The 25,865-nt window shown below is 63.9% G+C and carries 27 protein-coding genes; 8 read left to right on the plus strand and 19 right to left on the minus strand.

The features are described from left to right. Positions 1-156: 156 nt before the first annotated feature. Positions 157-690 carry an inorganic diphosphatase gene (ppa, locus tag GR138_RS20660; RefSeq protein WP_160861159.1) on the minus strand — a complete coding sequence of 178 codons (534 nt, stop codon included), beginning with the start codon at positions 688-690 and terminating at the stop codon, positions 157-159. A 131-nt stretch (positions 691-821) separates the two neighbouring features. On the opposite strand from ppa, the gene GR138_RS20665 reads away from it, so the two are divergent. Next, positions 822-1,436 (plus strand): hypothetical protein, encoded by a 615-nt coding sequence (locus GR138_RS20665; protein WP_160861160.1) that lies wholly within the window; start codon positions 822-824, stop codon positions 1,434-1,436. A gap of 1 nt (position 1,437) precedes the next feature. Here GR138_RS20665 and GR138_RS20670 read toward each other — a convergent pair whose 3' ends face one another. The 4 genes from GR138_RS20670 to GR138_RS20685 all read right to left on the minus strand — a co-directional run bounded on the left by GR138_RS20670 (position 1,438) and on the right by GR138_RS20685 (position 8,031). Continuing rightward, positions 1,438-1,944: a GNAT family N-acetyltransferase gene (locus GR138_RS20670; RefSeq protein ID WP_160861161.1), complete on the minus strand. Its 507-nt coding sequence runs from the start codon at positions 1,942-1,944 to the stop codon at positions 1,438-1,440. Between the two features lie 215 nt (positions 1,945-2,159). Continuing rightward, the gene (gene typA, locus GR138_RS20675; protein ID WP_160861162.1) at positions 2,160-3,986 is read right to left on the minus strand and encodes a translational GTPase TypA; all 1,827 of its coding nucleotides are present in this window, start codon (positions 3,984-3,986) and stop codon (positions 2,160-2,162) included. A gap of 134 nt (positions 3,987-4,120) precedes the next feature. After that, the gene (locus GR138_RS20680; protein WP_160861163.1) at positions 4,121-5,683 is read right to left on the minus strand and encodes an alkaline phosphatase D family protein; all 1,563 of its coding nucleotides are present in this window, start codon (positions 5,681-5,683) and stop codon (positions 4,121-4,123) included. A 287-nt stretch (positions 5,684-5,970) separates the two neighbouring features. Further along, on the minus strand, positions 5,971-8,031 hold the full coding sequence (locus tag GR138_RS20685) for a M3 family metallopeptidase (protein WP_160861164.1): 2,061 nt from the start codon (positions 8,029-8,031) through the stop codon (positions 5,971-5,973). A 377-nt stretch (positions 8,032-8,408) separates the two neighbouring features. On the opposite strand from GR138_RS20685, the gene GR138_RS20690 reads away from it, so the two are divergent. Then, entirely contained in the window at positions 8,409-9,530 is a 1,122-nt protein-coding gene (locus tag GR138_RS20690; protein WP_160861165.1) for a DUF475 domain-containing protein, read from the plus strand. A 246-nt stretch (positions 9,531-9,776) separates the two neighbouring features. Here the strand turns inward: GR138_RS20690 and GR138_RS30320 are convergent, their stop codons facing one another. The 5 genes from GR138_RS30320 to GR138_RS20710 form a co-directional block, all read right to left on the minus strand. Further along, complete coding sequence (locus tag GR138_RS30320; protein WP_171902425.1) at positions 9,777-9,941, minus strand: hypothetical protein; 165 nt, start codon at positions 9,939-9,941, stop codon at positions 9,777-9,779. A gap of 153 nt (positions 9,942-10,094) precedes the next feature. Beyond that, positions 10,095-11,612, minus strand: coding sequence for a tripartite tricarboxylate transporter permease (locus tag GR138_RS20695; RefSeq protein WP_160861166.1), 1,518 nt, complete (start codon positions 11,610-11,612; stop codon positions 10,095-10,097). A gap of 10 nt (positions 11,613-11,622) precedes the next feature. Next, entirely contained in the window at positions 11,623-12,111 is a 489-nt protein-coding gene (locus GR138_RS20700; protein ID WP_160861167.1) for a tripartite tricarboxylate transporter TctB family protein, read from the minus strand. Further along, positions 12,108-13,052 carry a Bug family tripartite tricarboxylate transporter substrate binding protein gene (locus GR138_RS20705; protein WP_160861168.1) on the minus strand — a complete coding sequence of 315 codons (945 nt, stop codon included), beginning with the start codon at positions 13,050-13,052 and terminating at the stop codon, positions 12,108-12,110. Before GR138_RS20705 ends, GR138_RS20700 begins: the two co-directional genes overlap by 4 nt. Before the next feature lie 233 nt (positions 13,053-13,285). Beyond that, positions 13,286-14,353 carry an ABC transporter substrate-binding protein gene (locus GR138_RS20710; protein ID WP_160861169.1) on the minus strand — a complete coding sequence of 356 codons (1,068 nt, stop codon included), beginning with the start codon at positions 14,351-14,353 and terminating at the stop codon, positions 13,286-13,288. Between the two features lie 79 nt (positions 14,354-14,432). On the opposite strand from GR138_RS20710, the gene GR138_RS20715 reads away from it, so the two are divergent. From GR138_RS20715 to GR138_RS20725, 3 genes are all read left to right on the plus strand, one after another. Continuing rightward, on the plus strand, positions 14,433-15,107 hold the full coding sequence (locus GR138_RS20715) for a response regulator (RefSeq protein ID WP_160861170.1): 675 nt from the start codon (positions 14,433-14,435) through the stop codon (positions 15,105-15,107). After that, positions 15,104-16,495: a sensor histidine kinase N-terminal domain-containing protein gene (locus GR138_RS20720; protein WP_160861171.1), complete on the plus strand. Its 1,392-nt coding sequence runs from the start codon at positions 15,104-15,106 to the stop codon at positions 16,493-16,495. The genes GR138_RS20715 and GR138_RS20720 overlap by 4 nt, the downstream gene beginning before the upstream one ends. A 99-nt stretch (positions 16,496-16,594) precedes the next feature. Continuing rightward, positions 16,595-17,032, plus strand: coding sequence for a VOC family protein (locus GR138_RS20725; RefSeq protein ID WP_160861172.1), 438 nt, complete (start codon positions 16,595-16,597; stop codon positions 17,030-17,032). A gap of 13 nt (positions 17,033-17,045) precedes the next feature. On the opposite strand, the gene GR138_RS20730 is transcribed toward GR138_RS20725, so the two are convergent. Then, positions 17,046-17,687 (minus strand): LysE family translocator, encoded by a 642-nt coding sequence (locus GR138_RS20730; protein WP_160861173.1) that lies wholly within the window; start codon positions 17,685-17,687, stop codon positions 17,046-17,048. A 173-nt stretch (positions 17,688-17,860) separates the two neighbouring features. Between GR138_RS20730 and GR138_RS20735 the strand changes: the two genes are divergently transcribed. Beyond that, complete coding sequence (locus GR138_RS20735; RefSeq protein ID WP_160861174.1) at positions 17,861-18,346, plus strand: MarR family winged helix-turn-helix transcriptional regulator; 486 nt, start codon at positions 17,861-17,863, stop codon at positions 18,344-18,346. Further along, positions 18,343-19,560: a multidrug effflux MFS transporter gene (locus GR138_RS20740; RefSeq protein WP_160861175.1), complete on the plus strand. Its 1,218-nt coding sequence runs from the start codon at positions 18,343-18,345 to the stop codon at positions 19,558-19,560. The genes GR138_RS20735 and GR138_RS20740 overlap by 4 nt, the downstream gene beginning before the upstream one ends. A 63-nt stretch (positions 19,561-19,623) precedes the next feature. Here GR138_RS20740 and GR138_RS20745 read toward each other — a convergent pair whose 3' ends face one another. The 5 genes from GR138_RS20745 to GR138_RS20765 all read right to left on the minus strand — a co-directional run bounded on the left by GR138_RS20745 (position 19,624) and on the right by GR138_RS20765 (position 23,350). Continuing rightward, entirely contained in the window at positions 19,624-20,127 is a 504-nt protein-coding gene (locus GR138_RS20745) for an invasion associated locus B family protein (RefSeq protein ID WP_160861176.1), read from the minus strand. Between the two features lie 342 nt (positions 20,128-20,469). Then, complete coding sequence (locus GR138_RS20750; protein WP_160861177.1) at positions 20,470-20,859, minus strand: YkvA family protein; 390 nt, start codon at positions 20,857-20,859, stop codon at positions 20,470-20,472. A gap of 101 nt (positions 20,860-20,960) precedes the next feature. Continuing rightward, positions 20,961-21,269: a 4a-hydroxytetrahydrobiopterin dehydratase gene (locus GR138_RS20755; protein WP_160861178.1), complete on the minus strand. Its 309-nt coding sequence runs from the start codon at positions 21,267-21,269 to the stop codon at positions 20,961-20,963. Positions 21,270-21,347: 78 nt separating this feature from the next. Beyond that, positions 21,348-22,073: a beta-ketoacyl-ACP reductase gene (gene phbB / locus GR138_RS20760; protein WP_160861179.1), complete on the minus strand. Its 726-nt coding sequence runs from the start codon at positions 22,071-22,073 to the stop codon at positions 21,348-21,350. Positions 22,074-22,168: 95 nt separating this feature from the next. Next, positions 22,169-23,350 (minus strand): acetyl-CoA C-acetyltransferase, encoded by a 1,182-nt coding sequence (locus GR138_RS20765; RefSeq protein ID WP_160861180.1) that lies wholly within the window; start codon positions 23,348-23,350, stop codon positions 22,169-22,171. 291 nt (positions 23,351-23,641) lie between these two features. Here GR138_RS20765 and phaR point away from each other — a divergent pair, with 291 nt between their 5' ends. Then, positions 23,642-24,220 carry a polyhydroxyalkanoate synthesis repressor PhaR gene (gene phaR / locus GR138_RS20770; RefSeq protein ID WP_160861181.1) on the plus strand — a complete coding sequence of 193 codons (579 nt, stop codon included), beginning with the start codon at positions 23,642-23,644 and terminating at the stop codon, positions 24,218-24,220. 34 nt (positions 24,221-24,254) lie between these two features. On the opposite strand, the gene GR138_RS20775 is transcribed toward phaR, so the two are convergent. From GR138_RS20775 to GR138_RS20785, 3 genes are all read right to left on the minus strand, one after another. Continuing rightward, positions 24,255-24,662 carry a hypothetical protein gene (locus tag GR138_RS20775; protein WP_160861182.1) on the minus strand — a complete coding sequence of 136 codons (408 nt, stop codon included), beginning with the start codon at positions 24,660-24,662 and terminating at the stop codon, positions 24,255-24,257. Between the two features lie 165 nt (positions 24,663-24,827). Beyond that, positions 24,828-25,013 (minus strand): 50S ribosomal protein L32, encoded by a 186-nt coding sequence (rpmF, locus tag GR138_RS20780; protein WP_069060722.1) that lies wholly within the window; start codon positions 25,011-25,013, stop codon positions 24,828-24,830. Positions 25,014-25,160: 147 nt separating this feature from the next. Then, entirely contained in the window at positions 25,161-25,808 is a 648-nt protein-coding gene (locus GR138_RS20785; RefSeq protein ID WP_160861183.1) for a glutathione S-transferase family protein, read from the minus strand. Between the last annotated feature and the right edge of the window lie 57 nt (positions 25,809-25,865).

Consider the following 25,865-nt stretch of genomic DNA (forward strand, 5'->3'; position numbering starts at 1 on the left):
GTTGCAATGGCGTATTCGGCGGCAAGCCCCACCCCGTCCACCGCGTCATCCTCGGCCTTGAGCCGAGAATCCTCTGCATAAGCAGAGGGCCGGGTCGGGCCCGACCATGACGAAAGAGGGATGCGGCGGCGCGCCGGGCGCCCCGCAGCAGACCGCTTACTTCTGGGCGTTGTAGCGGTCGACAGCCTCGAGAATCATCTTCTTGGCGACGTTGACGTCCTGCCAGCCGGCGATCTTCACCCACTTGCCGGGCTCCAGATCCTTGTAGTGCGAGAAGAAGTGCTCGATCTGCTTGAGCGAGATTTCCGGCAGGTCGGTGTAGTTCTCGACCTTGTCGTAGCGGCGCGTCAGCTTCGGCACCGGCACGGCGATGATCTTCTCGTCCTTGCCGCCGTCGTCTTCCATCACCAGCACGCCGATCGGGCGTACATTGATGACGCAGCCCGGAACGAGCGGGCGCGTGTTGGCGATCAGCACGTCGATCGGGTCACCGTCTTCCGACAGCGTGTGCGGCACGAAGCCGTAATTGCCCGGATAGGTCATCGGCGTGTAGAGGAAACGGTCGACGACGAGTGCGCCGGCTTCCTTGTCCATTTCGTACTTGATCGGGTGGCCGCCGACTGGCACCTCGACAATGACGTTCACGTCGTCCGGCGGGTTCTTGCCAACGGAAATCGCATCGATACGCATGGGGGCTCCCTCAGTGCACTGGGTTGATTGCGGGCTTCCTAATGCGAATCCCGTTGCAGCGCAACATGACTTTCGCCGGAGACGAATAGACCGCTGCTGTGTTTCGTCTTCTCAGGACCGGAGGATACCCCATGCGCCTGACAGCTCTTCTTCTCGCGACAACCCTCGCCGCCTGCGCCACGAGCCTCGCGCAAGCAAACGAAAGCGCCTATTCCGAGCGCAACCTCGATGCCTGCAAGACGCTCTCGCAAACCGATGAGGGGCCGAGCGTCACCCTGCAATGTGACGGCTACGAGGATGTCGGGGTCTATTTCAAGGAAGGTGACCTGCGGCAGAGCCAGGCCTATGGCCCGATCAGCAAGGTCTGGCTCGACGAGGCCTTCGAGAGTTTCGGACCGTTCAACCACACCAACGCGACGATCGAATGGCGTCTGGGCACAAATGGCAGGCTGGTCGCGACCATCGTCCGCTGGTTCGTCTCCGACCCGGAAACCACCAGCGACGTGACGACACGCTACGGCCAGGTCCTCGTCGTCGCGACGGTCGCAACCGCTGAAAACCCGACAAGCTGCGTCGTCGGCTATGTCGATGCGCTGGAAAACAAGGACGCCAACACGCTCGCTCGAACGGTCGCGGACGAGGAAGCGCTTGATTTCACCTGCGGCGTCAGCGAACCGCAATGGCATGGAAAACGGGGAAAGCTGGCGGGAGAACCGATGCGCTATCTGCCCGGGAGGGCAGAATAGCCTAGGGCCAGACGAAACCGACCTTCTTCAGTTCCTTGTCGCCGAAATTCTCCATGCCTTCGGCAATGTCGCGGCCGCCGGCGGAGCGGAAGAAGCGGTCGGCATGTTCGCTATCTTCCAGGCACCAGACGATCAGGCCGTTGCAGCCGAGCGACTTCAAAAGCCGCTGCGCCTCGCCGAACAGCAGCCGGCCAAGCCCGATGCCCTGATATTCCGGGCGCAGATACAATTCGTAGATCTCGCCTTCCTGCGGCAGGGCGCGGGCGCGATTGAGGCCGAGCGTGGCGTAGCCTGCCACGGTACCGGCGACATCCAGCACGAGAAGGGTCGCCGGCCCGCGAGTCGCCTTGCGCCACCAGGTCTCGCCCCGCCGATCGACCATCTGGTTGAGCGGAATGTGCGGAATGAGGCCGCCATAGGCCTGCAACCACGACACCCGGTGCACTTCGGATATCGCGCGCGCGTCCTGCGGCTCGGCGCGCCGCACATCAATCGACAGTGTTTTCATAACACCACTCTTATTCCCGCACCGATTCCACCGGAATCCCGCACCATGCAAAGGCATCCATTGCCCACAGGCGAGTTCCGGATGGCACGTGGAAAAGTTAACGCTTTTTTAACAAACGTCACAAGCCGTAAAACGATGGCACACACATGAAAAACCCCGGCCCTCATATTTCAGGGGGCCGGGGTTCAAAATGTCCCGTTTCGGGAAGAGGCAGCTTATGCCGCGCCGGCAGCGCGCTGCTTGTCGAATCGCTTGCGATCGTTGGCGTCGAGGAACATCTTGCGCAGACGGATCGACTTCGGCGTCACTTCCATCAGCTCGTCGTCCTGGATCCACGACAGCGCGCGGTCGAGCGTCATGCGGATCGGCGGGGTCAGCTTCACGGCTTCATCCTTGCCGGCGGCGCGGATGTTGGTGAGCTGCTTGCCCTTCAGCACGTTGACCTCGAGATCGTTGTCGCGCGAGTGGATGCCGATGATCATGCCGGCATAGACCTTCTCGCCCGGCTCGATGATCATCGGGCCGCGGTCTTCCAGGTTGAACATGGCGTAGGCGACGGCTTCGCCCGAACCGTTCGACAGCAGCACGCCGTTGACGCGGCCGCCGATCGCGCCCTTGAAGGGCTGGTAGTCGTGGAACAGGCGGTTCATGATCGCCGTGCCGCGCGTGTCGGTCAGGAGTTCCGACTGGTAGCCGATCAGGCCGCGGGTCGGCGCCAGGAACTTCAGGCGAACGCGGTTGCCGCCCGACGGACGCAGTTCCGTCATTTCGGCCTTGCGCTCGGACATCTTCTGCACGACGACGCCGGAATGCTCTTCATCGACGTCGATGACGACTTCTTCGATCGGCTCCATGGTGGTGCCGTTCTCGTCCGTGTGCATGACGACGCGCGGACGCGACACGGCCAGTTCGAAGCCTTCGCGACGCATGGTCTCGATGAGGACGGCGAGCTGAAGTTCGCCGCGGCCGGAAACGTAGAACGAATCCTTGCCTTCAGCCTCTTCGATCTTCAGAGCGACGTTGCCTTCGGCCTCCTTGAACAGACGGTCGCGGATGACGCGGCTCGTTACCTTGTCGCCTTCAGTGCCAGCCAGCGGGCTGTCGTTGACGATGAAGGACATGGTGACGGTCGGCGGGTCGATCGGCTGCGCCTTCAGCGCCTCGGAGATCGACGGATCGCAGAACGTGTCGGCGACGGTGCCCTTGGAAAGGCCGGCGATGGCGACGATGTCACCTGCATGGGCTTCGTCGATCGGCTGGCGCTCGATGCCGCGGAAGGCGAGGATCTTCGAGATACGACCGCTTTCGATGATCTTGCCGTCCTGACCGAGAACCTTGACGGCCTGGTTCGGCTTGATCGAGCCGGAATGGACGCGACCGGTGATGATGCGGCCGAGGAAGGGGTTGGCTTCGAGGATCGTGCCGATCATGCGGAACGGGCCTTCGGCAACCGTCGGCTCCGGCACGTGCTTCAGCACGAGGTCGAGCAGCGGCGCCATGCCTTCGTCCTTCGGGCCTTCCGGATTGACGTTCATCCAGCCGTTGCGGCCCGAACCGTACAGGATCGGGAAGTCGAGCTGTTCGTCGGTGGCGTCGAGATTGGCGAACAGGTCGAAGACCTCGTTCAACACTTCCTCGTGGCGGCCGTCCGGACGGTCGATCTTGTTGATCGCGACGATCGGCTTCAGGCCGACCTTGAGCGCCTTGCCGACGACGAACTTGGTCTGCGGCATCGGGCCTTCAGACGAGTCGACAAGAACGATGGCGCCGTCCACCATCGACAGGATGCGCTCGACTTCGCCGCCGAAGTCGGCGTGGCCGGGCGTGTCGACGATGTTGATGCGAACGCCCTTCCAGTCCACCGAAGTCGCCTTGGCGAGAATGGTGATGCCGCGTTCCTTTTCGAGATCGTTCGAGTCCATCACGCGTTCGGCGACGCGCTGGTTTTCACGGAACGAGCCGGACTGCTTGAGAAGCTCGTCAACGAGCGTGGTCTTGCCATGGTCGACGTGCGCGATGATCGCGATATTGCGGATAGACATGGTGTAATCTCTGAGGTTCGGGGCGCGCAGGGTATAAGGGCGCCGTCTTCAATGGTCGGGCTCTTACATGTTTTTCCGCAAATGCGAAAGGGGCGGGATGCAACTCTCTTGTCCGCCTGACGCAGGGCTCGTCCTCACGACGAACGCACCGGCGGCAGCGTGATGCGCCAGAGTTCCTGATCCTCCCGGTCCATCAGCCGCACGGTCATCTCCTCGCTTGCGCCGTGGATGTCGACGAGGCCGAAGAATTGCAGGCCGGCCGATGGCGGCAGGTTGCTGTCGATGCCGCCCTTCGACGACTTGATAAAACGCACCTCCGGGCCGAACGTGCTGTCGAGCGGTTTCGGGCCATAGGTGCCGCAATGCAGCGGCCCGGAAACGAATTCCCAGAACGGATTGAACTCCTGGAATTTCGCCCGCGACGGGTCGTAATGATGGGCCGCCGTATAGTGCACATCGGCCGTCAACCACACGACATTGTGGATCGCATTGTCGCGCATGAAGGAGAGCAGGTCGGCAATCTCGCGCTCGCGCGCCGCCGGCGGGCCATTGAGGCCGTCCGCCACACCCTCGTAACCCAGACTGTTGGCATAGTCGTCCCAGATGACGAGGCCGAGCGGCATGTCGCAGGCGATGACCTTCCAGACGGCCTGTGAGGCGGCAAGCTCGCGGCGCAGCCAGTCCGCCTGCCGCCAACCGAACAGGCCGTTTTCCGTGCCGCCCCGGTTGGGGCTGCGATAGGAGCGCAGATCGACGAAAAACACGTCGAGCAGCGGCCCGTACGCGACCTTGCGAAAGATGCGGCCCGGCTCGGTCGGGAAGTAGCGGATCGGCGTCATCTCGTGGAAGGCGCGTCGCGCCCGCGCCTCGTAGACGCCGATATCCTTTTCCGGATAGCGCCGGTCGCCGGACAGGTCGCTCGATTCCGACCAGTTGTTCAGCACCTCGTGATCGTCCCACTGGAAGAAGGTCGGGCACTTTGTGTTGAAGGCGAGCAGGTGATCGTCGAGCAGATTGTATTTCCACTGGCCTCGGAATTCGTCGAGCGTGCGCGCCACCGTGCGCTTCTCATCGGTGACGATGCGGTTTTTCCAGACCGTGCCATCGCGCAGCGGAATCTCGTCGGGGATCGGCCCGTCCGCATAGACGGTATCGCCGGAATGGATGAAGAAATCCGGCTCGTGGCGCAGCATTGTCGAATAGGTCTTCATGCCGACATCGTCGATGCCCCAGCCCTGCCCGGCCGTATCGCCCGACCAGACGAAACGCACAGACCTGTTGCGCATGGGCGCCGTGCGGAAACGCCCGACCACCGGCTCGGAAACGAGGTGGCTGGAATAGGGATCGCTTGCCGTGAAACGATAAAAAATGTCCTGATCCGGCAGCAGGCCTTGCAGCATGGCCTTCACGGTATGGTCGGAGCCGATCGTCGCCTTCTGCAGCGGCAGGCGCGCCACGTCGAGGAAACTCTCCGTCGTCGAATATTCCAGCGTCACTTCCGCCGGCCGGTCGACACGCGCCCAGACCATGCCGGACGAACAATCGACATCGCCGGACTGCACGCCATGGGAAAAGACCGGGCTGCCATGGCGTCGCGCATAATAGGGAACCGCCAGTGCCGAAGAGGCCGCAAGCGCGCCTGCCCCTGCGGTCAGAAGAAACGAGCGCCGCGTCAGCGTCTCGGGAACAATCGCCATGCCACCTCCGGCCTGACCCCGAATCGAAACGCCAGGCGGGCAGACCATGAGTCTTCGCCATGTCAGAGCGGTAACGGGATGATGACGATTCACCGAAAGTTCGGTGACGGGACGATGACGGCCGGCGCAGCCAACGCGTTGTGCGCGACACGCTCAAACCCCTCCGTCGTCATGGTCGGGCCTGACCCGACCATCCATTCTCCAGCACGCCGCGAATGTGGATCCTCGGGTCGAGCCCGAGGATGACGTTGGTGGGGGCTGCAACTGTTCGCGGAAGAGGAGCGTCCTTAAGCCGCCAACCCCTTCTTCTCCAGCATCGCCTCCGGGCTCGGCAGCTTGCCGCGGAAGGCCTTGTAGGCGTCCTCCGGATCGACCGAGCCGCCGACGGCGTAGATATAGGTCTTCAGCCGTTCGGCCATGGCCGGGTTGAAGGCGTCGCCGGTCTCGGTGAAGGCGGCGAAGGCGTCCGCGTCCAGCACCTCCGACCACATGTAGGAGTAATAGCCCGCCGAATAGCCGTCGCCGGAGAAGACATGCTGGAAGTGCGGCGTGGCATGGCGCATGACGATGGACGCCGGCAGGCCGATCTCTTCCAGCACCTGCGCCTGCACCGCCATCGGATCGTCGACGGCGCCGCGCGTGTGAAACGCCATGTCGACCAGCGCCGAGGAGGTGAATTCCACCGTCGCGAAGCCGGAATTGAAGGTGCGGGCGGCCAGCACCTTGTCGAGCAGCGCGGCCGGCATCGCCTCGCCGGTCTGATAATGCACCGCATAGCGCGTCAGGATTTCCGGCACCGTCAGCCAGTGCTCGTAAAGCTGCGAGGGCAGTTCGACGAAGTCGCGCGACACGCCGGTGCCCGACACCGACGGATAGGTGACGTCCGACAACATGCCGTGCAAGGCATGGCCGAATTCGTGGAACAGCGTGCGCGCATCGTCGATCGACAGCAGCGCCGGCTTGCCCTCGGCGGGCTTGGCGAAGTTGCAGACATTATAGATGATCGGGATTTCGCCGACCGAGCCGTTGGCAAGCGGCAGCCGGTGCTGGCTCTGGTAGGAGCTCATCCACGCACCCGAGCGCTTGGAGGACCGGGCGAAATAATCGCCGAGGAACATGGCGACGAGCCTGTCCTCGCGGTCGCGGATTTCGAAGACCCGCACATCCGGATGGTAGACCGGCACATCCTTCTTCTCGATCGCGCGGATGCCGAACAGCCGCTCGGCCACGTCGAAGCAGGCGTCGATGATCTTTTCAAGCTGGAGATAGGGCTTCAGCTCGGCTTCGGAAAAGTTGAATTTCTGCGCCCGCAGCTTTTCCGCATAATAGCGCCAGTCCCAGGGCATGACTGGGTGGTTGCGCCCTTCATCGGCAACGAGCACCGCGAGATCCGCCTCCTCTTCCCGCGCCCGCGCCACGGCCTTTTCCCAGACCTGCATGAGCAGCCCGTTCACCGCGTCGGGCGTCTTCGCCATGGTGTTGTCGAGCTTCAGCGCGGCGAAATTCTCGTAGCCGAGCAGACCCGCCTTTTCCGCCCGCAGCGCCAGCGTGTCCTTGACGATACCGCGATTGTCCGTCTCGCCTGCATTCTCGCCGCGCGCCACCCAGGCGCGGAACGCCTGTTCGCGCAGGTCACGGCGCGCCGAGAAGGTCAGGAAGGGTTCGATGATCGAGCGCGACAGCGTGACGGCGTAACGCCCATGCTGGCCGCGCTCGCGCGCCGCCGCCGCCATGGCGTCCTTCAGGAAATCCGGCAGGCCGTCGAGCGCATCGCCCTCGTCGAGGAACAGCACCCAGCTCTTCTCGTCGGCGAGCACGTTCTGGCCGAATTTCGCGCCGAGCCCGGCCAATGTCTCGTTGATCGCCGAAAGCCGCTCCTGCTCCGGCTTTTCCAGCTTGGCGCCCGACTTCACGAACCCCTTCCAGTGCCGTTCCAGAACGCGGGTCTGCTCCAGCGAGAGATTGAGCGCCTCGCGGCCTTCCCACAGCGCGTCGATGCGCTGGAACAGCGCGGCATTGGTACCGATCTTCGAATAGTGCCGCGACATTTTTGGCGCAATGTCGCGTTCCAGCGCCTGGATCAGGTCGTTGGTATTGGCGCCCGCCCGGCTCCAGAACAGCGCGGAAACGCGCGACAGCTGGTCACCGGCAATTTCCAGCGCAACCACCGTATTCTCGAAGGTCGGCGCCTCCGGATTGCCCGCAATCGCGTCGATCTCCGCATCATGCGCCGCCAGCGCCGCATCGAAGTTCGCGGCGAAGGCCTCGTCCCTGACACGATCGAAACGCGGCAGGCCGTTGAGGCCGGTCCATTCGACGAGGGCGGGATCGATGTGCGTTTCGGTCATGGACGGCTCCTTCTGGCAAATCACTGTGCGGCGAATATAGGAACGCAGACGGGTCTTGGTACAGGGCGCCGGCATAAAATAGGGGAACCGCGGTCGCGCACATGCGTTGAGGGCGATGCGGCACCCTGCCTCTTGACGCGGAGGGCAACTTCGGTGAAAACAGCCCCTATCGCGGCTTTTGACATCCTGCCGCGATGAACCCTGGTGCCGGGCCCCTCTGGCGAGAGTTTTTACGGCGCTCTCGTGATGTCGGTACCGCCAGCAATTAGCCGGCGGATTCATACGCACATGAAAATCCTGACCATGCCTTACCCGCATGCCCGTTGTGGTATGCGCAACCTCGCTTCCCGTATCTCCTCCAGCATGGAGGCGCTGTCATGATCGGCAACGGCGAAGGCAAGACCACCCTCTCCTACCTGAAATGGGCCATCATCTCCACTGTCATCGGCCTCGCGCTCGGCGCCTGGCTCGGCTGGCAGACGGAAGGAACGCTCGCCGGCATGGCGACCGTCTTCTTCATCTGCGCGGTTCTCGCGGTGCTGGAGATCTCGCTCTCCTTCGATAACGCGATCGTGAACGCCAACAAGCTCAAGGACATGACGCCGGTCTGGCAACACCGGTTCCTGACCTGGGGCATCGTGATCGCCGTGTTCGGCATGCGCATCGTCTTCCCGCTCCTGATCGTCGTCATCGCCGCCGGCATCGGCCCGATCGATGCGCTCATCCTCGCGGCCCGCGAGCCGGCGGAATACGCCCGCATCATGAACGACGCGCATCTGCCCATCGCTGCCTTCGGCGGCACCTTCCTGATGATGGTCGGCCTCACCTACTTCTTCAACCATGAGAAGGACGTGCACTGGATCGGCTTCATCGAGAAGCACATGGCGCGCTCGGCAACGGTCAAGGGCATCGAGATCGCCTTCGTTCTCGCGCTCATCCTGATCTTCTCGAACCTGCTTGACGGGGAAGATGCGAACACCTTCGTGCATTCCGCCGTCTACGGCCTCCTGACCTTCCTTGCAGTGGAAGTCGTCGGCGGCCTGCTGGATGCCTCGCAGAAGGCGATGTCGGAAGCGGCCAAGGGCGGCCTCGGCGCGTTCATCTATCTCGAAGTGCTCGATGCCAGCTTCTCCTTCGACGGCGTCATCGGCGCCTTCGCACTGACGCAGAACCTCTTCATCATCGCCATCGGCCTCGGTATCGGCGCCATGTATGTGCGCTCGATGACGATCATGCTGGTGGAGAAGGGCACGCTTGCCGAATACCGCTACCTGGAGCACGGCGCATTCTACGCGATCCTGATCCTGTCGGTCGTCATGTACTTCCAGACGCTGGTGCACATTCCGGAAGTCATCACCGGCCTCGGCGGCGCAACGCTGATCGGCATCTCGCTCTGGTCCTCGATCCGCTACAACAGGCGGGAGAAGGAACTGGGACACCACGAGGCCCCGCATGCGGGCGACCGCGTGGCCGCCCAGCTCGGCGAGAACAACGCGTAACAAACCTCCGGCCGGCCGTTTCGACGGCCGGCTTTTTCTTTCGCCGACATGCCGCAAACTTCTCCGCCGTCATGGTCGGGCTCGACCCGACCATCCATCCACCGGCACGCTGCGACAGTGGATCCTCGGGTCAAGCCCGAGGATGACGAAGGAAACGGTTTCGAACCGACGCAAGTCAAAAACACAGAAGGCCCGCTGATCTTTCGACCAGCGGGCCTTTTCATTCAGGGAATTCTCTATGTCGCGTTAGACGCGCGGGAAGTCGGCGGGGTTGATGCCGAGCGTCTTCAGGTCGCGTTCCTTCGGGCGGCGGTGCCCTTCGACAGCCGCGGCGGCTGCATTGGCAGCGCTCAGTACGGCGAAGGCCCGGCCGAAGAAGCCCTGGGCGAAGGAGTTGCGGAGGGTGGTCATTGGATTGCTCGCTTTCTGTTTTAGCTTACGAGCAGAAGATGATACTTCAGGCCGGAAAGAACAACCGACGGAATCTCAGGCCAGCCATGCAACGAATGCAGGCCGGAAGCGGGGCTTCCGGCCTGCATTGCTTTCAACCGTTCAAGAACAGCGTCAGTCTTCGTTCGCGGCAAACTGCGAAAGAACTTCGCCCTTGCCCCGCGCCCGCAGGATGAGCGGCACGACGACGGCGAGCACCGCCAGCACGAAGAGCACCGCGGCGATCGGCGACATGAACAGCGTGGTCACGTCGCCCTGGCTGATCGCCAGCGCGCGGCGCAATTGCTGCTCCGCCATCGGCCCGAGGATGAGGCCGACGACCACGGGGGCGATCGGATAGCCGAAGATGCGCATGGCAAAACCGAGCAGGCCGAAGGTGAGCAGCATGCCGAGTTCGAACACCGACGGATTGGCGCCGATCGTGCCGAGCGTGGCAAACAGCAGGATGCCGGCATAGAGCCAGGGCTTGGGGATCGTCAGCAGCTTCACCCACAGGCCGATCAGCGGCAGGTTCAGCACCAGCAGCATGAAATTGGCAATCAGCAGGCTGGCGATGAGGCCCCAGACGAGCTGCGGATTGGTCGCAAACAGCAGCGGGCCGGGCTGGAGACCATATTGCTGGAAGCCGGCGAGCATGATCGCTGCCGTCGCCGTCGTCGGCAGGCCGAGCGAGAGCAGCGGCACGAGCGTGCCGGCAGCCGACGCATTGTTTGCCGCTTCGGGACCCGCAACACCTTCGATGGCGCCCTTGCCGAATTCGTCCTTGTGCTTCGAGAACTGTTTTTCCGTCGAATAGGACAGGAAGCTTGCGATATCCGCGCCACCGGCCGGCATGGCGCCGATCGGGAAGCCGATGAACGTGCCGCGCAGCCAGGGTTTCCAGGAGCGCGCCCAGTCCTGCCTGCTCATCCAGACCGAGCCCTTGACCGCCTCCACCTTCTCGGGGATGCGGTCGCCCTGACAGGCGACATAGAGCGTCTCGCCGATGGCGAACATGGCGACGGCAAGCGTCGTCACCTCGATGCCGTCAAGCAGGTCGGGAATGCCGAAGGACATGCGCGCCTGGCCGGTCTGCTGGTCGATGCCGATGACGGCGAGTGCCAGACCGACGAAGAGGGCGGTGAGGCCACGCAAAGTCGAATCGCCGAAGGCCGCCGACACGGTCACGAAGGCGAGCACCATCAGCGCGAAATATTCGCGCGGGCCGAAGGAGAGCGCGAACTTCACGACGAAGGGCGCGATAAAAGCGAGGCCGAGCGTGGCGATCAGGCCGGCGACGAAGGACCCGATCGCCGCTGTCGCGAGCGCAGGACCGCCGCGGCCGGCGCGTGCCATCTTGTTGCCTTCGAGTGCGGTGACGACCGAGGCGCTTTCGCCAGGCGTGTTGAGCAGGATCGACGTCGTCGAGCCGCCATACATGCCACCGTAATAGATGCCGGCGAACATGATCAGCGATCCGGCCGGATCGAGCTTGTAGGTGACGGGAAGCAACAGCGCGACCGTCAGCGCCGGGCCGATGCCGGGCAGAACGCCGACGGCCGTGCCGAGCGTCACGCCGATCAGCGCATACAGCAGGTTCATCGGCTGCGCGGCAATGGCGATGCCCTGCAGCAGGAATTCGAAAGTACCCATTGTCAGCCCCTCAGAAGAACAGGTGCTCGAGCGGCCCGGCGGGCAGCGAGAGCTGCAGGAAGCGGCCGAAGATGATGAAGACGACGAAACTGAAGGCGATGCCGATCGGCAGCGAGATCCACAGCTTGCGCCGGCCGAAGCCGAAGGCCGTCAGCGCGAACAGCACGCCCGTCGCGATGGAAAAACCCGCAGTCTTGAGCAGCAGCATCTGCCCGGCAAGGCCGGCGACGATGAAGATCACCGGCTGGGCCTCGATCGGCTCACGCTCGGGAAAATCGCCGCGCCAGGCTTCGAACGCCGTCCAGATGGCGAGCAGCGCCAGGCCGATGGCGACGACATGCGGCACGGTGGCGGGGCCGATGCGCGAATAGTTGCTCATCTCCGCCAGGCGGCCGGCATCCCACCAGATCACGGCGGCGAGGATGAAGAGGACCGGGGCGATGACCAGCGCCGCCCGATCAGGGCGGCGCTTTCCATGAGAGGACGAGACCTCGCTCATTTGACGAGCCCGATGTCCTTGAGGATGCTTGCAGTCGAAGCAATGTCCTTGTCGAGCTGGGCGTTGAAGGCGTCGCCGGCGAGATAGGTGTTCTGCCAGCCCTTGGTCTTCAGGATGCCCTTCCAGGCGTCGGAGTTTACGACCTTCTCGATATCGGCGTTGACCGCGGCCACCTGCTCGGCCGAAAGGCCGGGGGCTGCGGCGACCATGCGCCAGTTCTCGACGACGACGTCGAGGCCGCCTTCCTTGATGGTCGGGGCATCGATGCCTTCGACGCGCTCGGCGCTGGAAATGGCGATCAGGCGCAGCGTGCCGGCCTTCACCTGGGCTTCGAACTCGCCGTAGCCGGAAATGCCGGCGGTCACCTGGTTGCCGAGGATCGCGGCCAGCGCTTCACCACCACCGGAATAGGCGATGTAGTTGATCTTGGTCGGGTCGACGCCGGCTGCCTTGGCGATCAGGCCGACCGCGATGTGATCCGTGCCGCCGGCAGAGCCGCCAGCCCAGGATACGGCGCCCGGATCCGCCTTCAGCGCGGTGACGAGGTCCTGCATGTTCTGGATCGGCGACGATGCCGGAACGACGATCGCTTCATATTCGCCCGTCAGGCGGGCGATCGGCGTGACATCCTTGAGGGTCACTGGCGACTGGTTGGTGAGGATCGCGCCGACCATGACGTAACCGCCGACGATGAGCGCATTCGGGTTGCCGGAATTCTGGCTGGCGAACTGGGCAAGGCCGATCGTGCCGCCGGCGCCCGGAACGTTCACCACCTGCACGCTGCCGGCGATCTTCTCGTCCTGCAGAACCGTCTGCAGCGAGCGGGCCGTCTGGTCCCAGCCGCCGCCCGGGCCGGCCGGGGCGATGATCGAATAATCGGCGGCAAAAGCCGGAAGCGCCATGGCGCCGGCAATCAGGGATGCCAGGAAGAAATGTTTCAAGAGTGTGTCCTCCGTCAGGCGCGGCTTGTTTCCGCGCATCGTTGCTTATGGAGGGAGGAACGGGTCGGCCACGGCAACGCGAACGACGGTTCGCGGGCGCAAATCTGGCTGAAGTCTCCTCCCGGTCTTCCGTCCGCCTCCACGGACGTTGAAGACCCCAAGAGCAACACAAGAAGCTGACATCTACCTGACATGGCAGTGCACAAGGGGCGCGCTTGCCGAGCCCTGCCGCGCTATTGCGTGCGCAGAACCTCGTTCCAGCGCGCAATCAGCCGGGCGCGTTTCACCTGGTCGAGATAGACCATGAGGCCCGGGCTCACCGGCACCGGCTTCAACTGCGCGCCAAGCAGCGCGCTCATGGTGCGCGCCGTATTGGTGCCGGAGACTTCCGGGCTGACGGCGGCGATCTGCAATTCGCGCGCCATGATGGTCTGGCCCTCCTTCGACATGAAGAAGGCGAGATAGCGCCGCCCGAGTTCCGGCGAGGCCGCCGCCTGCGGCACGAGGCCGATGCGCGACATGACGACGGTATAGTCCTTCGGCAGGACGATGCCGACATCCGGATGGCGCGACGCCCAATCGGCCGCATAGGAGCCGAGAATGTTATAGCCGAGCACGAAGCGCCCGTCGGCGACGCGCTCGAGGATCGCCGAACTGGTCGAATAAAGCTTGACGCCTGCCGCCCCCATCGCCTGGATCACCGTCCAGATATCGCCGAACTGCTCCTGGTCGCGCGCCATGAAGAGGAAACCGACGCCGGAGCGTTCGATGTCATAGGTACCGATGCGGCCATAGACCTTCTCGCCTTGCCGTTTCAGGTATTCCACGAACTCGGCGCGCGAGGCGGGCGGCTTCTCGTCCTTGAAGCTCGGCTTGTGGTAGACGAAAACGGCCGGCTCGAAGGTCAGCGCATAGGCGGTGTTGCGCCAGTTCGCCCATTGCGGCCAGCGATCGCTCATCGGCAGGTCGCTGCGCTGGGCATAACCGTCATTGCTGAGCTTCACCTGCAGGTCCATCGCCGAGGAGAAGGCAAAATCCGCCGTCTTCTCGCCGGCATCCGTCTCGCGCACGATGCGGTCGTGCACCTCGCCGGTCAGCATCTCGTCGTAACGCACCGCGATATCGGGATTGGCATCCTGGAAGCCCATGATCATCGGCCGGGCGAGCGGCTCGTCGAGCGAGGAATAGACGACGAGCACCGGCGCTTGGGCATTACCGTCGCGCGCCGGAAAGAAGGTCGGCTCCGCGAAGGCCGGGAGGGGCGCGGCAATGAGGGCAAGAAGGCTGAGGACAAGACGCATGGCGCGACCTTGCCAAAGCGTGAGCCCGTTCACAAGTGCACCCGCCCCCGTTAGAGTTCCGAAAGGAGGACGACACGACGTGCGCATTCTACTGGTCGAAGACAATGATGCCCTGGCCGACGGCCTGTCGGCCATCCTGAAGGGCACCGGGCATGCCGTGGACGTGGTGCGCGACGGCACGTCCGCCGATGCCGCCATCGCCTCGGAGAATTTCGACCTCGTCATCCTCGACCTGACGCTGCCCGAGATGGACGGCCTCGACGTGCTGCGCGCCATGCGCGCCCGCAAAGACAAGGCATCCGTGCTGATCCTGACGGCCCGCGGCGCGCCGGAAGAGCGGGTGCGCGGCCTCGATCTCGGCGCCGACGACTACATGATCAAGCCCTTCGACATCTCGGAATTCGAGGCGCGCGTGCGCATGCTGCTGCGCCGTCAGGCGGGCCTGCGCTCCTCGGCCATCACCTATGGCGGCGTGGCACTCGATCTCAACTCCCGCACCTTCTCCGCCGAGGGCACCCCGCTCGATATTCCCGCCCGCGAACTCGGCCTGCTCGAAATCCTCTTCATGCGCGCCGGAAAGGTGGTCGCCAAGGAGGCGATCATGCAGTCGCTCGCCGCCTTCGACGACGACCTTTCCGCCAATGCCATCGAGCAATATGTCAGCCGGCTCCGCAAACGCCTCGCCCCGCATGGCCTGACCGTGCGCACCGCCCGCGGCATCGGCTATTATCTCGACAAGGCACCCGCCGCGTGAACCCGTTCCCGGCCTCCTCGCTCCGTCGCCGCCTGCTCGCCTGGCTGCTCGTCTCGACGGCAGTGATCGGCGTCGTCGCCCTTGTCGACACCTACTGGGAGGCCGTGAAGACGGCGAATGCCGTTTCCGACCGCGTGCTCGCCGGTTCCGCTCTGGCGATTGCCGAGCGCGTCGTGGTGACGGAAAACGGCAGTCTCGAAGTCGACATCCCCTATGTCGCACTGGAAATGCTGACATCGGCCGCGCAGGACCGCGTGTTCTACCGCGTCGACGGGCCGCCGGGCCAGTTCATTACCGGTTACCAGACGCTGCCGACCATCGACGACATGAAAGGCCAGCCGATCGGCTTTCAGGATGCGACCTTCCGCGGCGAACCGATCCGCATCGCCGTGCTGCAACGCTCCGCCTCGACCGGCATCAACTCGGTGCCCTTCGCCGTCACGGTCGCCGAAACCACCATCGCCCGCCGCCAGCTCGCCCAGGCCATCCTGATCCGCTCGGCGCTGCGCCTCGCCATGATGATCGCGGGAGCCGCCACCATCGTCTGGATCGCCGTCACCGTGTCGCTGCGCCCGCTCTACCGTCTCAGCGACGCCATCGCCGAGCGCAGCCCGAACGACCTGCACCCCATCGAGCAGCGCGTGCCGAGCGAGGTGCAGGGCGTGGTCGATACGGTCAATTCCTTCATGGTGCGCCTGCAATCGGCGCTCGATGCGCTACGCCATTTTTCCGGCAATGCCAGCCATCAGTTGCGCACGCCGCTCGCCATCATCCGCACCCAGCTCGCACTCGCCAGCCGCGCCGGCACGCTGGAGGAGGCGCAGGAGGCTGCCCGCAAGGGGGATGCCGCCGTGGCCCATGCCGAGCGCATCCTCGCCCAACTCCTGCTGATGGCGAAGATCGACGCCGCCGGCTCCAACGAACCGCAGCAGGCCGCGCCGATCGATATCGCCGCACTGACGCAGCAGCTCACCGCCGACCGTGTGCCCTCCGCTGCCGAAACCGGCATCGACCTCGGCTACGAGGGCGAAGGCCCGGCCCTTGCCCGCGCCGAACCGCTGCTCTTCGGCGAATTGCTGCGCAACCTCGTGGAAAACGCTATCGCCTATGCCGGCCCGGATGCGGAGGTGACGGTCAGCGTGCGAGAGGTGGCCGATGCCGTGCTGCTTGTCGTCGAGGATAACGGTCCCGGTATCCCGCCGGAGCGCCGCAGCCTCGTGCGCCAGCGTTTTTCCCGAGGCGACCACAACGCCGCACCGGGCATGGGCCTCGGCCTGCCGATCGTCGAGGAAATCGCCGCCCTGTTCGATGCGACGATGACGCTGGAGAACGGCGCAAACGACAAAGGCCTGCGCGTGACGATCCGCTTCCCGGCAGCCGGCGCCTAGCGAGACCGCGGCGAGCGGCCGGTGTCGGGGACACGCCAAGCGCCCGTGTTATACTCGGCGATACCGTGTCGATTCTGGAACTGCACCTTGGAGGAAAACATGGCGCTCAAGCGGATGGACAACGTCGGAATCGTCGTCGAAGACCTCGACGAGGCAATCGCGTTCTTTCGTGACCTCGGCCTCGATCTCGAAGGGCGGGCGATGATCGAGGGAGAATGGGCCGGACGCGTCACCGGGCTGGGCGATCAGCATGTCGAAATCGCCATGATGCGCACGCCGGACGGCCACAGCCGGCTCGAACTCTCCCGCTTCCTCGCGCCACCCGTCGTCGCCGATCACCGGAATGCCCCGGTCAATGCGCTCGGCTACCTTCGCGTCATGTTCACCGTGGACAACGTCGACGCAACACTTGAGAGGCTCCGAGCACGCGGTGCGCACCTCGTCGGCGAGGTCGTCCAGTACAAGGACGCCTATCGGCTCTGCTACATCCGTGGGCCGGAAGGGCTTCTCATCGGGCTCGCCCAGGAACTCGGCTGAGCCGAACGGACAGTCAGGGTTTGCGCCAGCCAAGAAGGCCCGGCGCCGCATGCCAGACGGCCTGCACGGCAAAGCCCATGAAGAGCAGACCGGACAGGCGCACGATCGCCAGTTCATGACGCCGGTAGAAGCGGCGTACCAGGCCAGCGCCGATAATGGCGACCAGGATGACATCCGCCATCAGGAAGCCGAAGAACGACACGCCGAGCAGCGCCGGCAGCGCATCGAAATCGAGCGCGTTCGAGGACCCGGCAAGCAGCGCCGTGAAGGTCGCCAGCGCCACCGGATAGCCCTTCGGGTTGGTCAGGCCGAACACCAGCCCGCGGCGCAGCGGCCGCTCGACCGTCATCACCGCGCCGCCATCCGCCCGCGGCTTTGCACGCAGCGCCGACCAGCCGATCCAGGCGAGATAGAAACCGCAGGCGAGGCCGAGCACGTCGAAGACCGTGGTGCCGATCGTCTTGGCCCCGACGATCGCCACGAGCGCCAGGCTCGACCAGAGCAGGTCGCCGGCGAGATGCCCGCCCATGAACAGCGCCCCCGCCTTTCGCCCCTGCCCGGCGCCGATACCGAGCAGCGCGAGAAACGCCGGCCCGGGAATGAGCACGTAAAGCAGGGCGGCCATGAAGGCGCCAAAGAGCATCGAACCGGTCATCTGGAATCCCCTTGAAGATCCCGGCATTCCAGTCTGCGTCGCACCGTTCGTCAAGGTGGCGCGGGAACGATTTGTCATTTCGCAAGGCAGCCATGCGTTGCAGCTTTGGCTTGCGGGTTGTTCATTGCCGCGGCGCATAGTAAGTTAAACTTACAATAAGCCAGAAAGTGATCATGTCCCCTCGTCCCGATCCCGACGCCCTCGGTTTCGTCCTCATCGACGTTGCCCGCATGCTGCGTAGCGCTTTCGAGCGCCGCATCGCCACCGCCGGTCTCGGCCTGACACCGGGCGAGGCCCGCACGCTCGTGCGCATCGCCACGCTGGAAGGCAGCCGCCAGCTCGACATCGCCCAGCGCATGGGTATCGAGCCGATGACGCTCTCCACCTATCTCGACCGCCTCCAGAGCCTCGGCTTCATCGAGCGCCGTCCCGACCCGGTCGATCGCCGCGCCAAGCTGATCTTCACGACGCCCGCCGCCAATGAGCTGATCGCCAGCATTCGCGACGAGCAGATCGATCTGATGCAGCATGTGACGAGCGGTATCGGCACGGCCGATATCGAGGTGATGCGCGGCCAGTTGAAGCAGTTGCGCGCCAATCTCGTGGCGCTCGAGGAAGACAGTTCCGCGCTTGCCCTCGTCAAGGAGGCCATCCGATGACGGCGCCGCGCATGAGCGAACGGCGCACGAGCATCATCGGCGCCTTCCTCGTGGCGCTCGGTCCCGTCTCCATGGCGCTCTACACACCGGCCATGCCGGAGCTGGTGCATGCCTTTTCCTCGACGGAATCGGCGATCAAGCTGACGCTGTCGCTCTATTTCGCCGGCTTCGCCCTGTCGCAACTCGTCTCCGGCACCATGTCGGACGTGCTCGGCCGCCGCAAGACGACTCTGATCTTCATGACCGTTTACCTTGCCGGCAGCCTGATGGCGGCCTTCGCGCCGAGCGTCGAGGTGCTGCTCGCCGGCCGCCTCGTCCAGGGCATCGGCGCGTCCGTCGGCATGACGGTGTCGCGCGCCATCGTGCGCGACCAGTTCACCGGCACCGAGGCCGCCCGCATCATGAACATGGTGGGCATGATGCTCGCCATCGGCCCGGCCGTCTCGCCCACGCTCGGCGGCTTCGCGCTCGGCCTGTTCGGCTGGCAGTCGATCTTCTTCCTGATGGTCGGCTTCGCGTTGACGGCCTGCGGCGCGGTCTATTTCTGCATGGCCGAAACGACGATACCCGACCCGGCCAAGGGCCGTGTCGGCCCGATCCTGCGCGGCTATGGCGAACTCGCCGCGAGCAGCCGCTTCGTCTCCGCCACGCTGGTCATGGCGGGCGCCGTCGGCGCGCTCTACGGTCAGGCCACCATGCTGCCCTTCGTGCTGATCGGCAAGGTCGGCCTGACGCCCACCCAGTTCGGCGTCGGCATGCTCATGCAATCGGGTTTCTTCTTTGCCGGAACCGTCGTGGTGCGCGTGCTGATGCGCAGGATGCCACCGGCCCGCATCGTCTTTCCCGGCCTCTGCTTCATCGGCATTGCCAGCATCCTGATCGCCTCGCTCTCGCACCTCATGGAGCCGACCTTCCTGAGCGTCATGGGACCGGTGGGCATCTATGCCTTCGGCATCGCCTTCGTCATGCCCTATATGATGACGGCCGCCATGGAGCCCTTCCCGCATATCGCCGGCTCGGCTTCGGCCGCGATGGGGTTCATCCAGATGGGCTCCGGCTTCATCGCCGGCCTCGTCGCCGCGGCCATCGGCCTGCCCCTCTTCGCTTTCGGCACGATCATCCCCGCCATGGGCCTGATGGCGATCCTCTCCTATGCCTGGTATCGCGCGGTTTGCGCGCGCGATGCGCAGCTTCTGACGGAACCGGCGGAATAATCCGTCCCGAAACACAAAAGGCCGGCGTGAAGCCGGCCTTTTGCTGTGAAGTTCAGGGTGCTGTTAGCGGCAACCTTCGATCTGCTTGAGCGCCGCCGAGATGCCGGACAGCGAATAGGAGTAGGACGTGCCCGTGCCGCGGCGTGACTTGGCCTGCACCTGCATGTCCTTGCCGCCGCGCATGGCAGCGACCAGCGCCGGCTCTTCGGCGGCGTTCTCCACCCAGGCCGAATTGCCCTTGGTGAACATCGCGAAGGTGCGGCCGTCGATGACGACATTGACCTTGGAATTTTCCTGCAGCGGATAGCCCATCATCGCCTGCGGCTCGTAGCTGATGTTCTGGCCGGGACGCTGCGAGACGAGGAAGAACACATCGCCGTGGTCGACGCCGGGCGGGTTCTTGTCCTTCGGCACGGAGAGCACGTAGCAGACCTTGCCACCGTTCGCCTGATAGGAATAGGCGCCCCAGGCATTGAACTGCTGAATGCGCGTCGGCGTCTGGGCCGAGGCAACGCCTGCGGTCGCGACGACAAGGGCGAGTGCGGTTGCGAGCTTTCTTACGAACATGTTTTCCTGCCGGTTGTCTTGCCTGTGGTGTACCGACCGAAGGCGGCGCCCCCGATGCGGGTTTAAGCCATGCATGATGACGATCTGGTTCATTTTGACTTAATTCAGGTTACCAAACCGTCAACAGGCACGCATTTTACCGGGAGTTTCCGCACCGCACCGGGACAGTTTGCGTCGAGAACCCGCCGCTGCCTTTGTAAAGAAAGGCGGGCGTCCCCGATCCCCATATGGTGAGATAGAAACCCGTCGAAACCCCTAATGGCACAAGGAATAGGGCAAGAATTTGACTGGCGCTACCACGGCTCGCGCCAACAACCGGGAGATGCCGTCCGGGACCGCCGTTTAACCGGCGGCCTGCATGTCCGGCTCGTCCGCCAGGGCCTTGTCGGCGGCCATGTAGTGGTCGTCGCGGATGTGGCCGCGGATCGCCGCGAAGGCCGCCGTCAGCACGGCAATGTCATCGGAAAAGCCGACCAGCGCGAAGAAATCGGGAACGCCGTCGAGCGGCAGCACGAAGTAGGCGAGCGCCGCCAGAAGAATGCCGCGAACCTTGGTCGGCGTACGGGAATCCAGCGCGCAATAGTAGGCGGCGACCAGATCGCGACCGAACGGCACCTGCCGCATCGCGCGCTTCAAGACCGGCCAGAACCGCTTCTTCACGCGGCTCTTCTGCCGGTCCTGCTCGTCCTCGTCTCCCGGCAGAAGGATCTCGCCGATCTTCACATCATCCATGCAGGGCCTCCTTCAGGTGGCGATGCCGGCCTACACGCAAAGCGCGCTGTAGCGTTGAAAATCTCCCGGCGGGAATCATATGGGAATGCGTTCACGCGCCTTCAACTCTTCGTGCGCTCGCCCGCCGCCTTGTCCATTGCGGTGGCGAGCTTGACGTCCAGCTCGGTCAGCCCGCCCGCATCGTGGTTGGTGAGCCGCACGTCGACACGATTGTAGACGTTGAACCATTCGGGATGGTGGTTGAATTTTTCCGCCGCAAGCGCCCCCTCGGTCATGAAGCCGAAGGCCTCGCGAAACGTCTTGAATTTGAACCGCTTCTCGATGGCGATGCCGTCATCCGAACGGCTCCAGCCGTCGAGTGTCGCCAGTGCCTCGGCAATCGCCTCTTCGCTCAATCGTTCCTGTTTCATGGGCCCTCTCCGTCTTGCACAGTGTACCACATGAAAACGGCGCCCGAAGGCGCCGTGTTCCGTCTCAAAAAAATGGCCTCAGACGAAGAACTGTCCGCCATTCGCCGAAATGGTCGAGCCGGTGATGAAACCGGCATCGTCCGAGGCGAGGAAGACGACGACGCGGGCGATTTCCTCCGGCTCCCCGAGGCGACCCACGGGGATCTGCGGGATGATCCGCTCGTTCAGCACCTTTTCCGGGATGGCGCGCACCATTTCCGTGCCGATATAGCCGGGGCAGATAGCGTTGACCGTGATGCCCTTGGCGGCACCCTCCTGGGCGAGCGCCTTGGTGAAGCCAAGGTCGCCGGCCTTGGCGGCGGAATAGTTCGCCTGGCCCATCTGGCCCTTCTGGCCATTGATCGACGAGATGTTGATGACGCGGCCGAAATTGCGGTCGCGCATGCCGGTCCAGAGCGGATGGGTCATGTTGAACAGGCCGGTCAGGTTGGTGTTGATGACGGCGCCCCACTGGTCAGGCGTCATCTTATGGAACATCGCGTCCTTGGTGATACCCGCATTGTTGACGAGAATATCAACGGGGCCGAGATCGGCTTCCACCCTGCCGATGCCCTCGACGCAGGCCTCGTAGCTCGCGACGTCCCACTTGTAGACCGGGATGCCGGTTTCCGCCTTGAAGGCGTTGGCCGCATCGTCATTGCCGGCGTAGCTTGCAGCCACCTTGTAGCCCGCAGCCTTCAGCGCCACCGAAATGGCAGCGCCAATGCCGCGCGACCCGCCCGTTACCAATGCTACCCTGCTCATGTCGCTCACTCCCTTGCTGTGTTTTTTTGAGTCGACCCGACGCCCCGTTGCCGGGCAGGCGGCGGGTCATGGCAAAGCAGCTTGTAAGCTGATGCTTACATGCGCTCGACGCACATCGCCACGCCCATGCCGCCGCCGATGCAGAGCGTGGCAAGGCCCTTCGAGGCGCCGCGACGCTTCATCTCGAAGAGGAGCGTGTTGAGGATACGGGCGCCGGAAGCGCCGATCGGATGGCCGATGGCGATCGCGCCGCCGTTGACGTTGACGATCGACGGATCCCAGCCGAGATCCTTGTTGACCGCGCAAGCCTGCGCCGCGAAGGCTTCGTTGGCTTCCACGAGGTCGAGGTCGCCGATCTTCCAGCCGGCGCGTTCGAGCGCCTTGCGCGATGCCGGGATCGGGCCGGTGCCCATGATCTTCGGGTCGACGCCGGCGGTCGCCCAGGAGACGATGCGGGCGAGCGGCTGGATACCGCGGCGCGAGGCCTCGGCTTCGCTCATCAGAAGCGCGGCAGCGGCGCCGTCGTTGAGACCGGAGGCGTTCGCCGCCGTCACCGTGCCGTCCTTGTCGAAGGCGGGGCGCAGCTTGGCCATCGAATCGAGCGTTGCGCCATGGCGGATATATTCGTCGGCGTCGACCGACACATCGCCCTTGCGGGTCTTGACGATGAAGGGAACGATCTCGTCCTTGAAGCGGCCTTCCTTCTGGGCGGCCTCGGCCTTGTTCTGCGAGGAGACGGCGAAGGCGTCCTGGTCATCGCGCGACAACTGCCACTGCTTGGCGACGTTTTCGGCGGTGATGCCCATGTGGTAACCGTAGAAGGCGTCGGTCAGGCCATCCTTGATCATCGTGTCGATCATCTTGAAGTCGCCCATCTTCACGCCGCCGCGCAGATGCGCGCAATGCGGCGCCATCGACATGGATTCCATGCCGCCGGCGACGATGATGTTGGCATCGCCGGTGGCGATCTGCTGCAGGCCGAGGGCCACGGCGCGCAGGCCCGAGCCACAGAGCTGGTTCATGGTCCAGGCGGTCGCTTCCTGCGGAATGCCGGCCTTCATGGCCGCCTGACGCGCCGGGTTCTGGCCTTCGCCGGCCTGCAGGACCTGGCCGAGGATCACTTCGTTCACCTCGCCTGCCGCCACGCCCGCACGCTCCAGAACCGCCGAAATGGCCGTCGCCCCGAGTTCATGGGCCGGCGTGTTGGCAAAGGCTCCGTTGAAGGATCCGACCGCTGTGCGGGCGGCGCTGGCGATGACGATGGACGGGGTGCTCATGGATGTGCTTCCTCAGTTCTGTCGACCGATGACCGGCCTTGGAACCGGGCTCAACGCGCGAACGACGCGAGCCCGGCGGTTCTCCCAAATCAAAACTGGCAAAGCGGAGGGGGAGAGTCAAACGGGATATCCCGCAGCACTAAAATTTCATCAAACGGGCTTGCAGCATGAAAATCCATGTTGCGCAGCATTCCTCGCCGCATCGCACAATTCGATTGTCAGGAAGCGTCTTTTTGCGGATACTCGCCGGCATCAAAAAAGAAATAGGAACACGGGGATGAGGAGACCCTAATGGCCAAGAACGACGGTCAGATCGTCATCAAGAAATACGCGAACCGCCGCCTCTACAACACGGGCACGAGCACCTATGTGACGCTCGACGATCTCGCGGTCATGGTGAAGAAGGGCGAGGACTTCACCGTGCAGGACGCGAAATCCGGCGACGACATCACCCATTCGGTGCTGACGCAGATCATTTTCGAGCAGGAATCCAAGACCGGCAACACGCTTTTGCCGATCTCTTTCCTGCGCCAGCTGATCTCCTATTACGGCGACCAGATGCAGATGGTGGTGCCGAGCTATCTCGAGCATTCCATGCAGGCCTTCACCGAGCAGCAGTCGCAGATGCGCGAGCAGATCAACAAGGCGCTGGGCGATACGCCGCTTGCCAAGAACCTCCAGGTGCCGATGGCGCTCATCGAGGAGACGACACGGCGCAACACGGAGCTGTTCCAGCAGGCGATGAAGATGTTCGCCCCCTTCGCCAATGCCGCGCCGCCGAAGGAGACCCGCAAGGCCGAGCCCAAGGATCTCGACGAGCTGAAGGAACAGCTTCGCGCATTGCAGACCAAGCTCGACAACCTGAGCTGACGACAGAAACGGCGCGGGGCCTCCCCGCGCCCCGTCAGAGCCCGATCGAAACGTCGCGGCCCGCCGTGCGGATCGAGACGGCAAAGCCCGCGATGACGTCGATGAAGCAGATGGTCATCAGGATGAAGAAGATCTGCGTCGCCGCCCCCTGCACCAGCAGGAACTCGACGAGAAACACCACGAACAGCACCATCGACAGCATGTGATCGAGCAGGGCGCGCGAGCCCGGCCGCGTGGCCTTCAGGATTTCCACGAAGAGCAGCACGAGCGCGATGAAGATGAGCAGGTCGCCGAAGGCCATCGTCCAGGTCGTGCCGGACAGCATGTTGACCGCCAGCACCTCGCTGTCGAGCACGGCGGTGCCACCGTCGCCGAACAACCCGGTCATGGCGAGATTGTAGAGAGCGAACGGGATGATCAGAAGCGGGATGGCAAAAAGCATGGGTAGCGCTCTCCTCTGGCCGCCCTTGCACGAGCAGCCCTACCGGCCCTCTTAGCCGAAGATTCGGCACAAGAAAATGTCGCGCGGCGGGAACGGAGCAATTGCCCCAAAAGAAAAGGGCCGGACGAGCCGGCCCCTGATCTCAGCTGATGCCGAAAACGCAGATTATGCGCTTTCCTTCGGCGTCAGAACCTGGCGACCGCGGTACATGCCGGTCTTCAGGTCGATGTGGTGCGGACGGCGCAGTTCGCCCGAGTTCTTGTCTTCGATGTAGGTCGAACCCTTCAGAGCGTCTGCGGAACGGCGCATACCGCGCTTGGACGGGCTCGTTTTTCTTTTCGGTACAGCCATTTCACTAACTCCACTTATCGGGCAAACACATCCGCAAGCCACCGAATGGCTGACAAAGACATGTCTTTATTTCGGAAATTTGGCGGGCTTATACATGGCAAAACCCCGCTTGACCAGTCCCCGACCGGAATTTTTCGATTCCGACGGTCAGGCTTCGTCTTCCGGCACGATCCAGGGCTCGGCGCGCGCGGCCACCTCCCACGTCTGCCAGGCCGGATGCGCCTTCATGCGGGCCATATAGGCCAATACGGTTTCGTCCGTGGTGAGGCAATAGGCCTCGAAGCGGTTGACGACCGGCGCATACATGGCATCGGCCGCCGAAAACGCACCGAACAGGAACGGGCCGCCCGAGCGGGTCAGCGCCGTCTTCCAGATCGTTTCGATGCGCGCGACGTCGTTTCTCACGCCATCGGACAGGTCGACCGTGCCGGGCTTGCGGCGGATGTTCATCGGGCAGGTATTGCGCAGCGCATGGAAGCCGGAGAGGATTTCCATCGAGATCGCCCGTGCCTCGGCGCGGGCCGCCACATCTTCGGGCCAGATGCCCTTGTCGGGAAAAAGCTCGGCGGCATATTCGATGATGGCGAGCGATTCCCACACCCGCACCGCACCATGGTACAGAACCGGCACCTTGCCGGTCGGAGAAACCTTGCGGATGTCCGGATTGCCCGCGGGGAAATCGAAGGGGATCACCTTGTCCTTGAAGGGCACGCCCGCCGCTTCGAGCGCAATCCAGGGCCGGAAGGACCAGGAGGAATAGTTCTTGTTGCCGACATAGAGGATGAGGTCTGCCATTGCGCGCTCCTTGCAAGCCCGGATTCTAGGGGCTCAGGCCGGCAAGCGCCAATGAAA

The organism is Shinella kummerowiae (assembly GCF_009827055.1).
GTDB lineage: Bacteria > Pseudomonadota > Alphaproteobacteria > Rhizobiales > Rhizobiaceae > Shinella > Shinella kummerowiae.

Bases quoted from the DNA above. Each gene is read 5' to 3' on its own strand.
- ppa (WP_160861159.1), bottom strand. From the start codon at position 690: ATGCGTATCGATGCGATTTCCGTTGGCAAGAACCCGCCGGACGACGTG.
- GR138_RS20665 (WP_160861160.1), top strand. From the start codon at position 822: ATGCGCCTGACAGCTCTTCTTCTCGCGACAACCCTCGCCGCCTGCGCC.
- GR138_RS20670 (WP_160861161.1), bottom strand. From the start codon at position 1,944: ATGAAAACACTGTCGATTGATGTGCGGCGCGCCGAGCCGCAGGACGCG.
- typA (WP_160861162.1), bottom strand. From the start codon at position 3,986: ATGTCTATCCGCAATATCGCGATCATCGCGCACGTCGACCATGGCAAG.
- GR138_RS20680 (WP_160861163.1), bottom strand. From the start codon at position 5,683: ATGGCGATTGTTCCCGAGACGCTGACGCGGCGCTCGTTTCTTCTGACC.
- GR138_RS20685 (WP_160861164.1), bottom strand. From the start codon at position 8,031: ATGACCGAAACGCACATCGATCCCGCCCTCGTCGAATGGACCGGCCTC.
- GR138_RS20690 (WP_160861165.1), top strand. From the start codon at position 8,409: ATGATCGGCAACGGCGAAGGCAAGACCACCCTCTCCTACCTGAAATGG.
- GR138_RS30320 (WP_171902425.1), bottom strand. From the start codon at position 9,941: ATGACCACCCTCCGCAACTCCTTCGCCCAGGGCTTCTTCGGCCGGGCC.
- GR138_RS20695 (WP_160861166.1), bottom strand. From the start codon at position 11,612: ATGGGTACTTTCGAATTCCTGCTGCAGGGCATCGCCATTGCCGCGCAG.
- GR138_RS20700 (WP_160861167.1), bottom strand. From the start codon at position 12,111: ATGAGCGAGGTCTCGTCCTCTCATGGAAAGCGCCGCCCTGATCGGGCG.
- GR138_RS20710 (WP_160861169.1), bottom strand. From the start codon at position 14,353: ATGCGTCTTGTCCTCAGCCTTCTTGCCCTCATTGCCGCGCCCCTCCCG.
- GR138_RS20725 (WP_160861172.1), top strand. From the start codon at position 16,595: ATGGCGCTCAAGCGGATGGACAACGTCGGAATCGTCGTCGAAGACCTC.
- GR138_RS20730 (WP_160861173.1), bottom strand. From the start codon at position 17,687: ATGACCGGTTCGATGCTCTTTGGCGCCTTCATGGCCGCCCTGCTTTAC.
- GR138_RS20735 (WP_160861174.1), top strand. From the start codon at position 17,861: ATGTCCCCTCGTCCCGATCCCGACGCCCTCGGTTTCGTCCTCATCGAC.
- GR138_RS20740 (WP_160861175.1), top strand. From the start codon at position 18,343: ATGACGGCGCCGCGCATGAGCGAACGGCGCACGAGCATCATCGGCGCC.
- GR138_RS20745 (WP_160861176.1), bottom strand. From the start codon at position 20,127: ATGTTCGTAAGAAAGCTCGCAACCGCACTCGCCCTTGTCGTCGCGACC.
- GR138_RS20750 (WP_160861177.1), bottom strand. From the start codon at position 20,859: ATGGATGATGTGAAGATCGGCGAGATCCTTCTGCCGGGAGACGAGGAC.
- GR138_RS20755 (WP_160861178.1), bottom strand. From the start codon at position 21,269: ATGAAACAGGAACGATTGAGCGAAGAGGCGATTGCCGAGGCACTGGCG.
- phbB (WP_160861179.1), bottom strand. From the start codon at position 22,073: ATGAGCAGGGTAGCATTGGTAACGGGCGGGTCGCGCGGCATTGGCGCT.
- GR138_RS20765 (WP_160861180.1), bottom strand. From the start codon at position 23,350: ATGAGCACCCCGTCCATCGTCATCGCCAGCGCCGCCCGCACAGCGGTC.
- phaR (WP_160861181.1), top strand. From the start codon at position 23,642: ATGGCCAAGAACGACGGTCAGATCGTCATCAAGAAATACGCGAACCGC.
- GR138_RS20775 (WP_160861182.1), bottom strand. From the start codon at position 24,662: ATGCTTTTTGCCATCCCGCTTCTGATCATCCCGTTCGCTCTCTACAAT.
- rpmF (WP_069060722.1), bottom strand. From the start codon at position 25,013: ATGGCTGTACCGAAAAGAAAAACGAGCCCGTCCAAGCGCGGTATGCGC.
- GR138_RS20785 (WP_160861183.1), bottom strand. From the start codon at position 25,808: ATGGCAGACCTCATCCTCTATGTCGGCAACAAGAACTATTCCTCCTGG.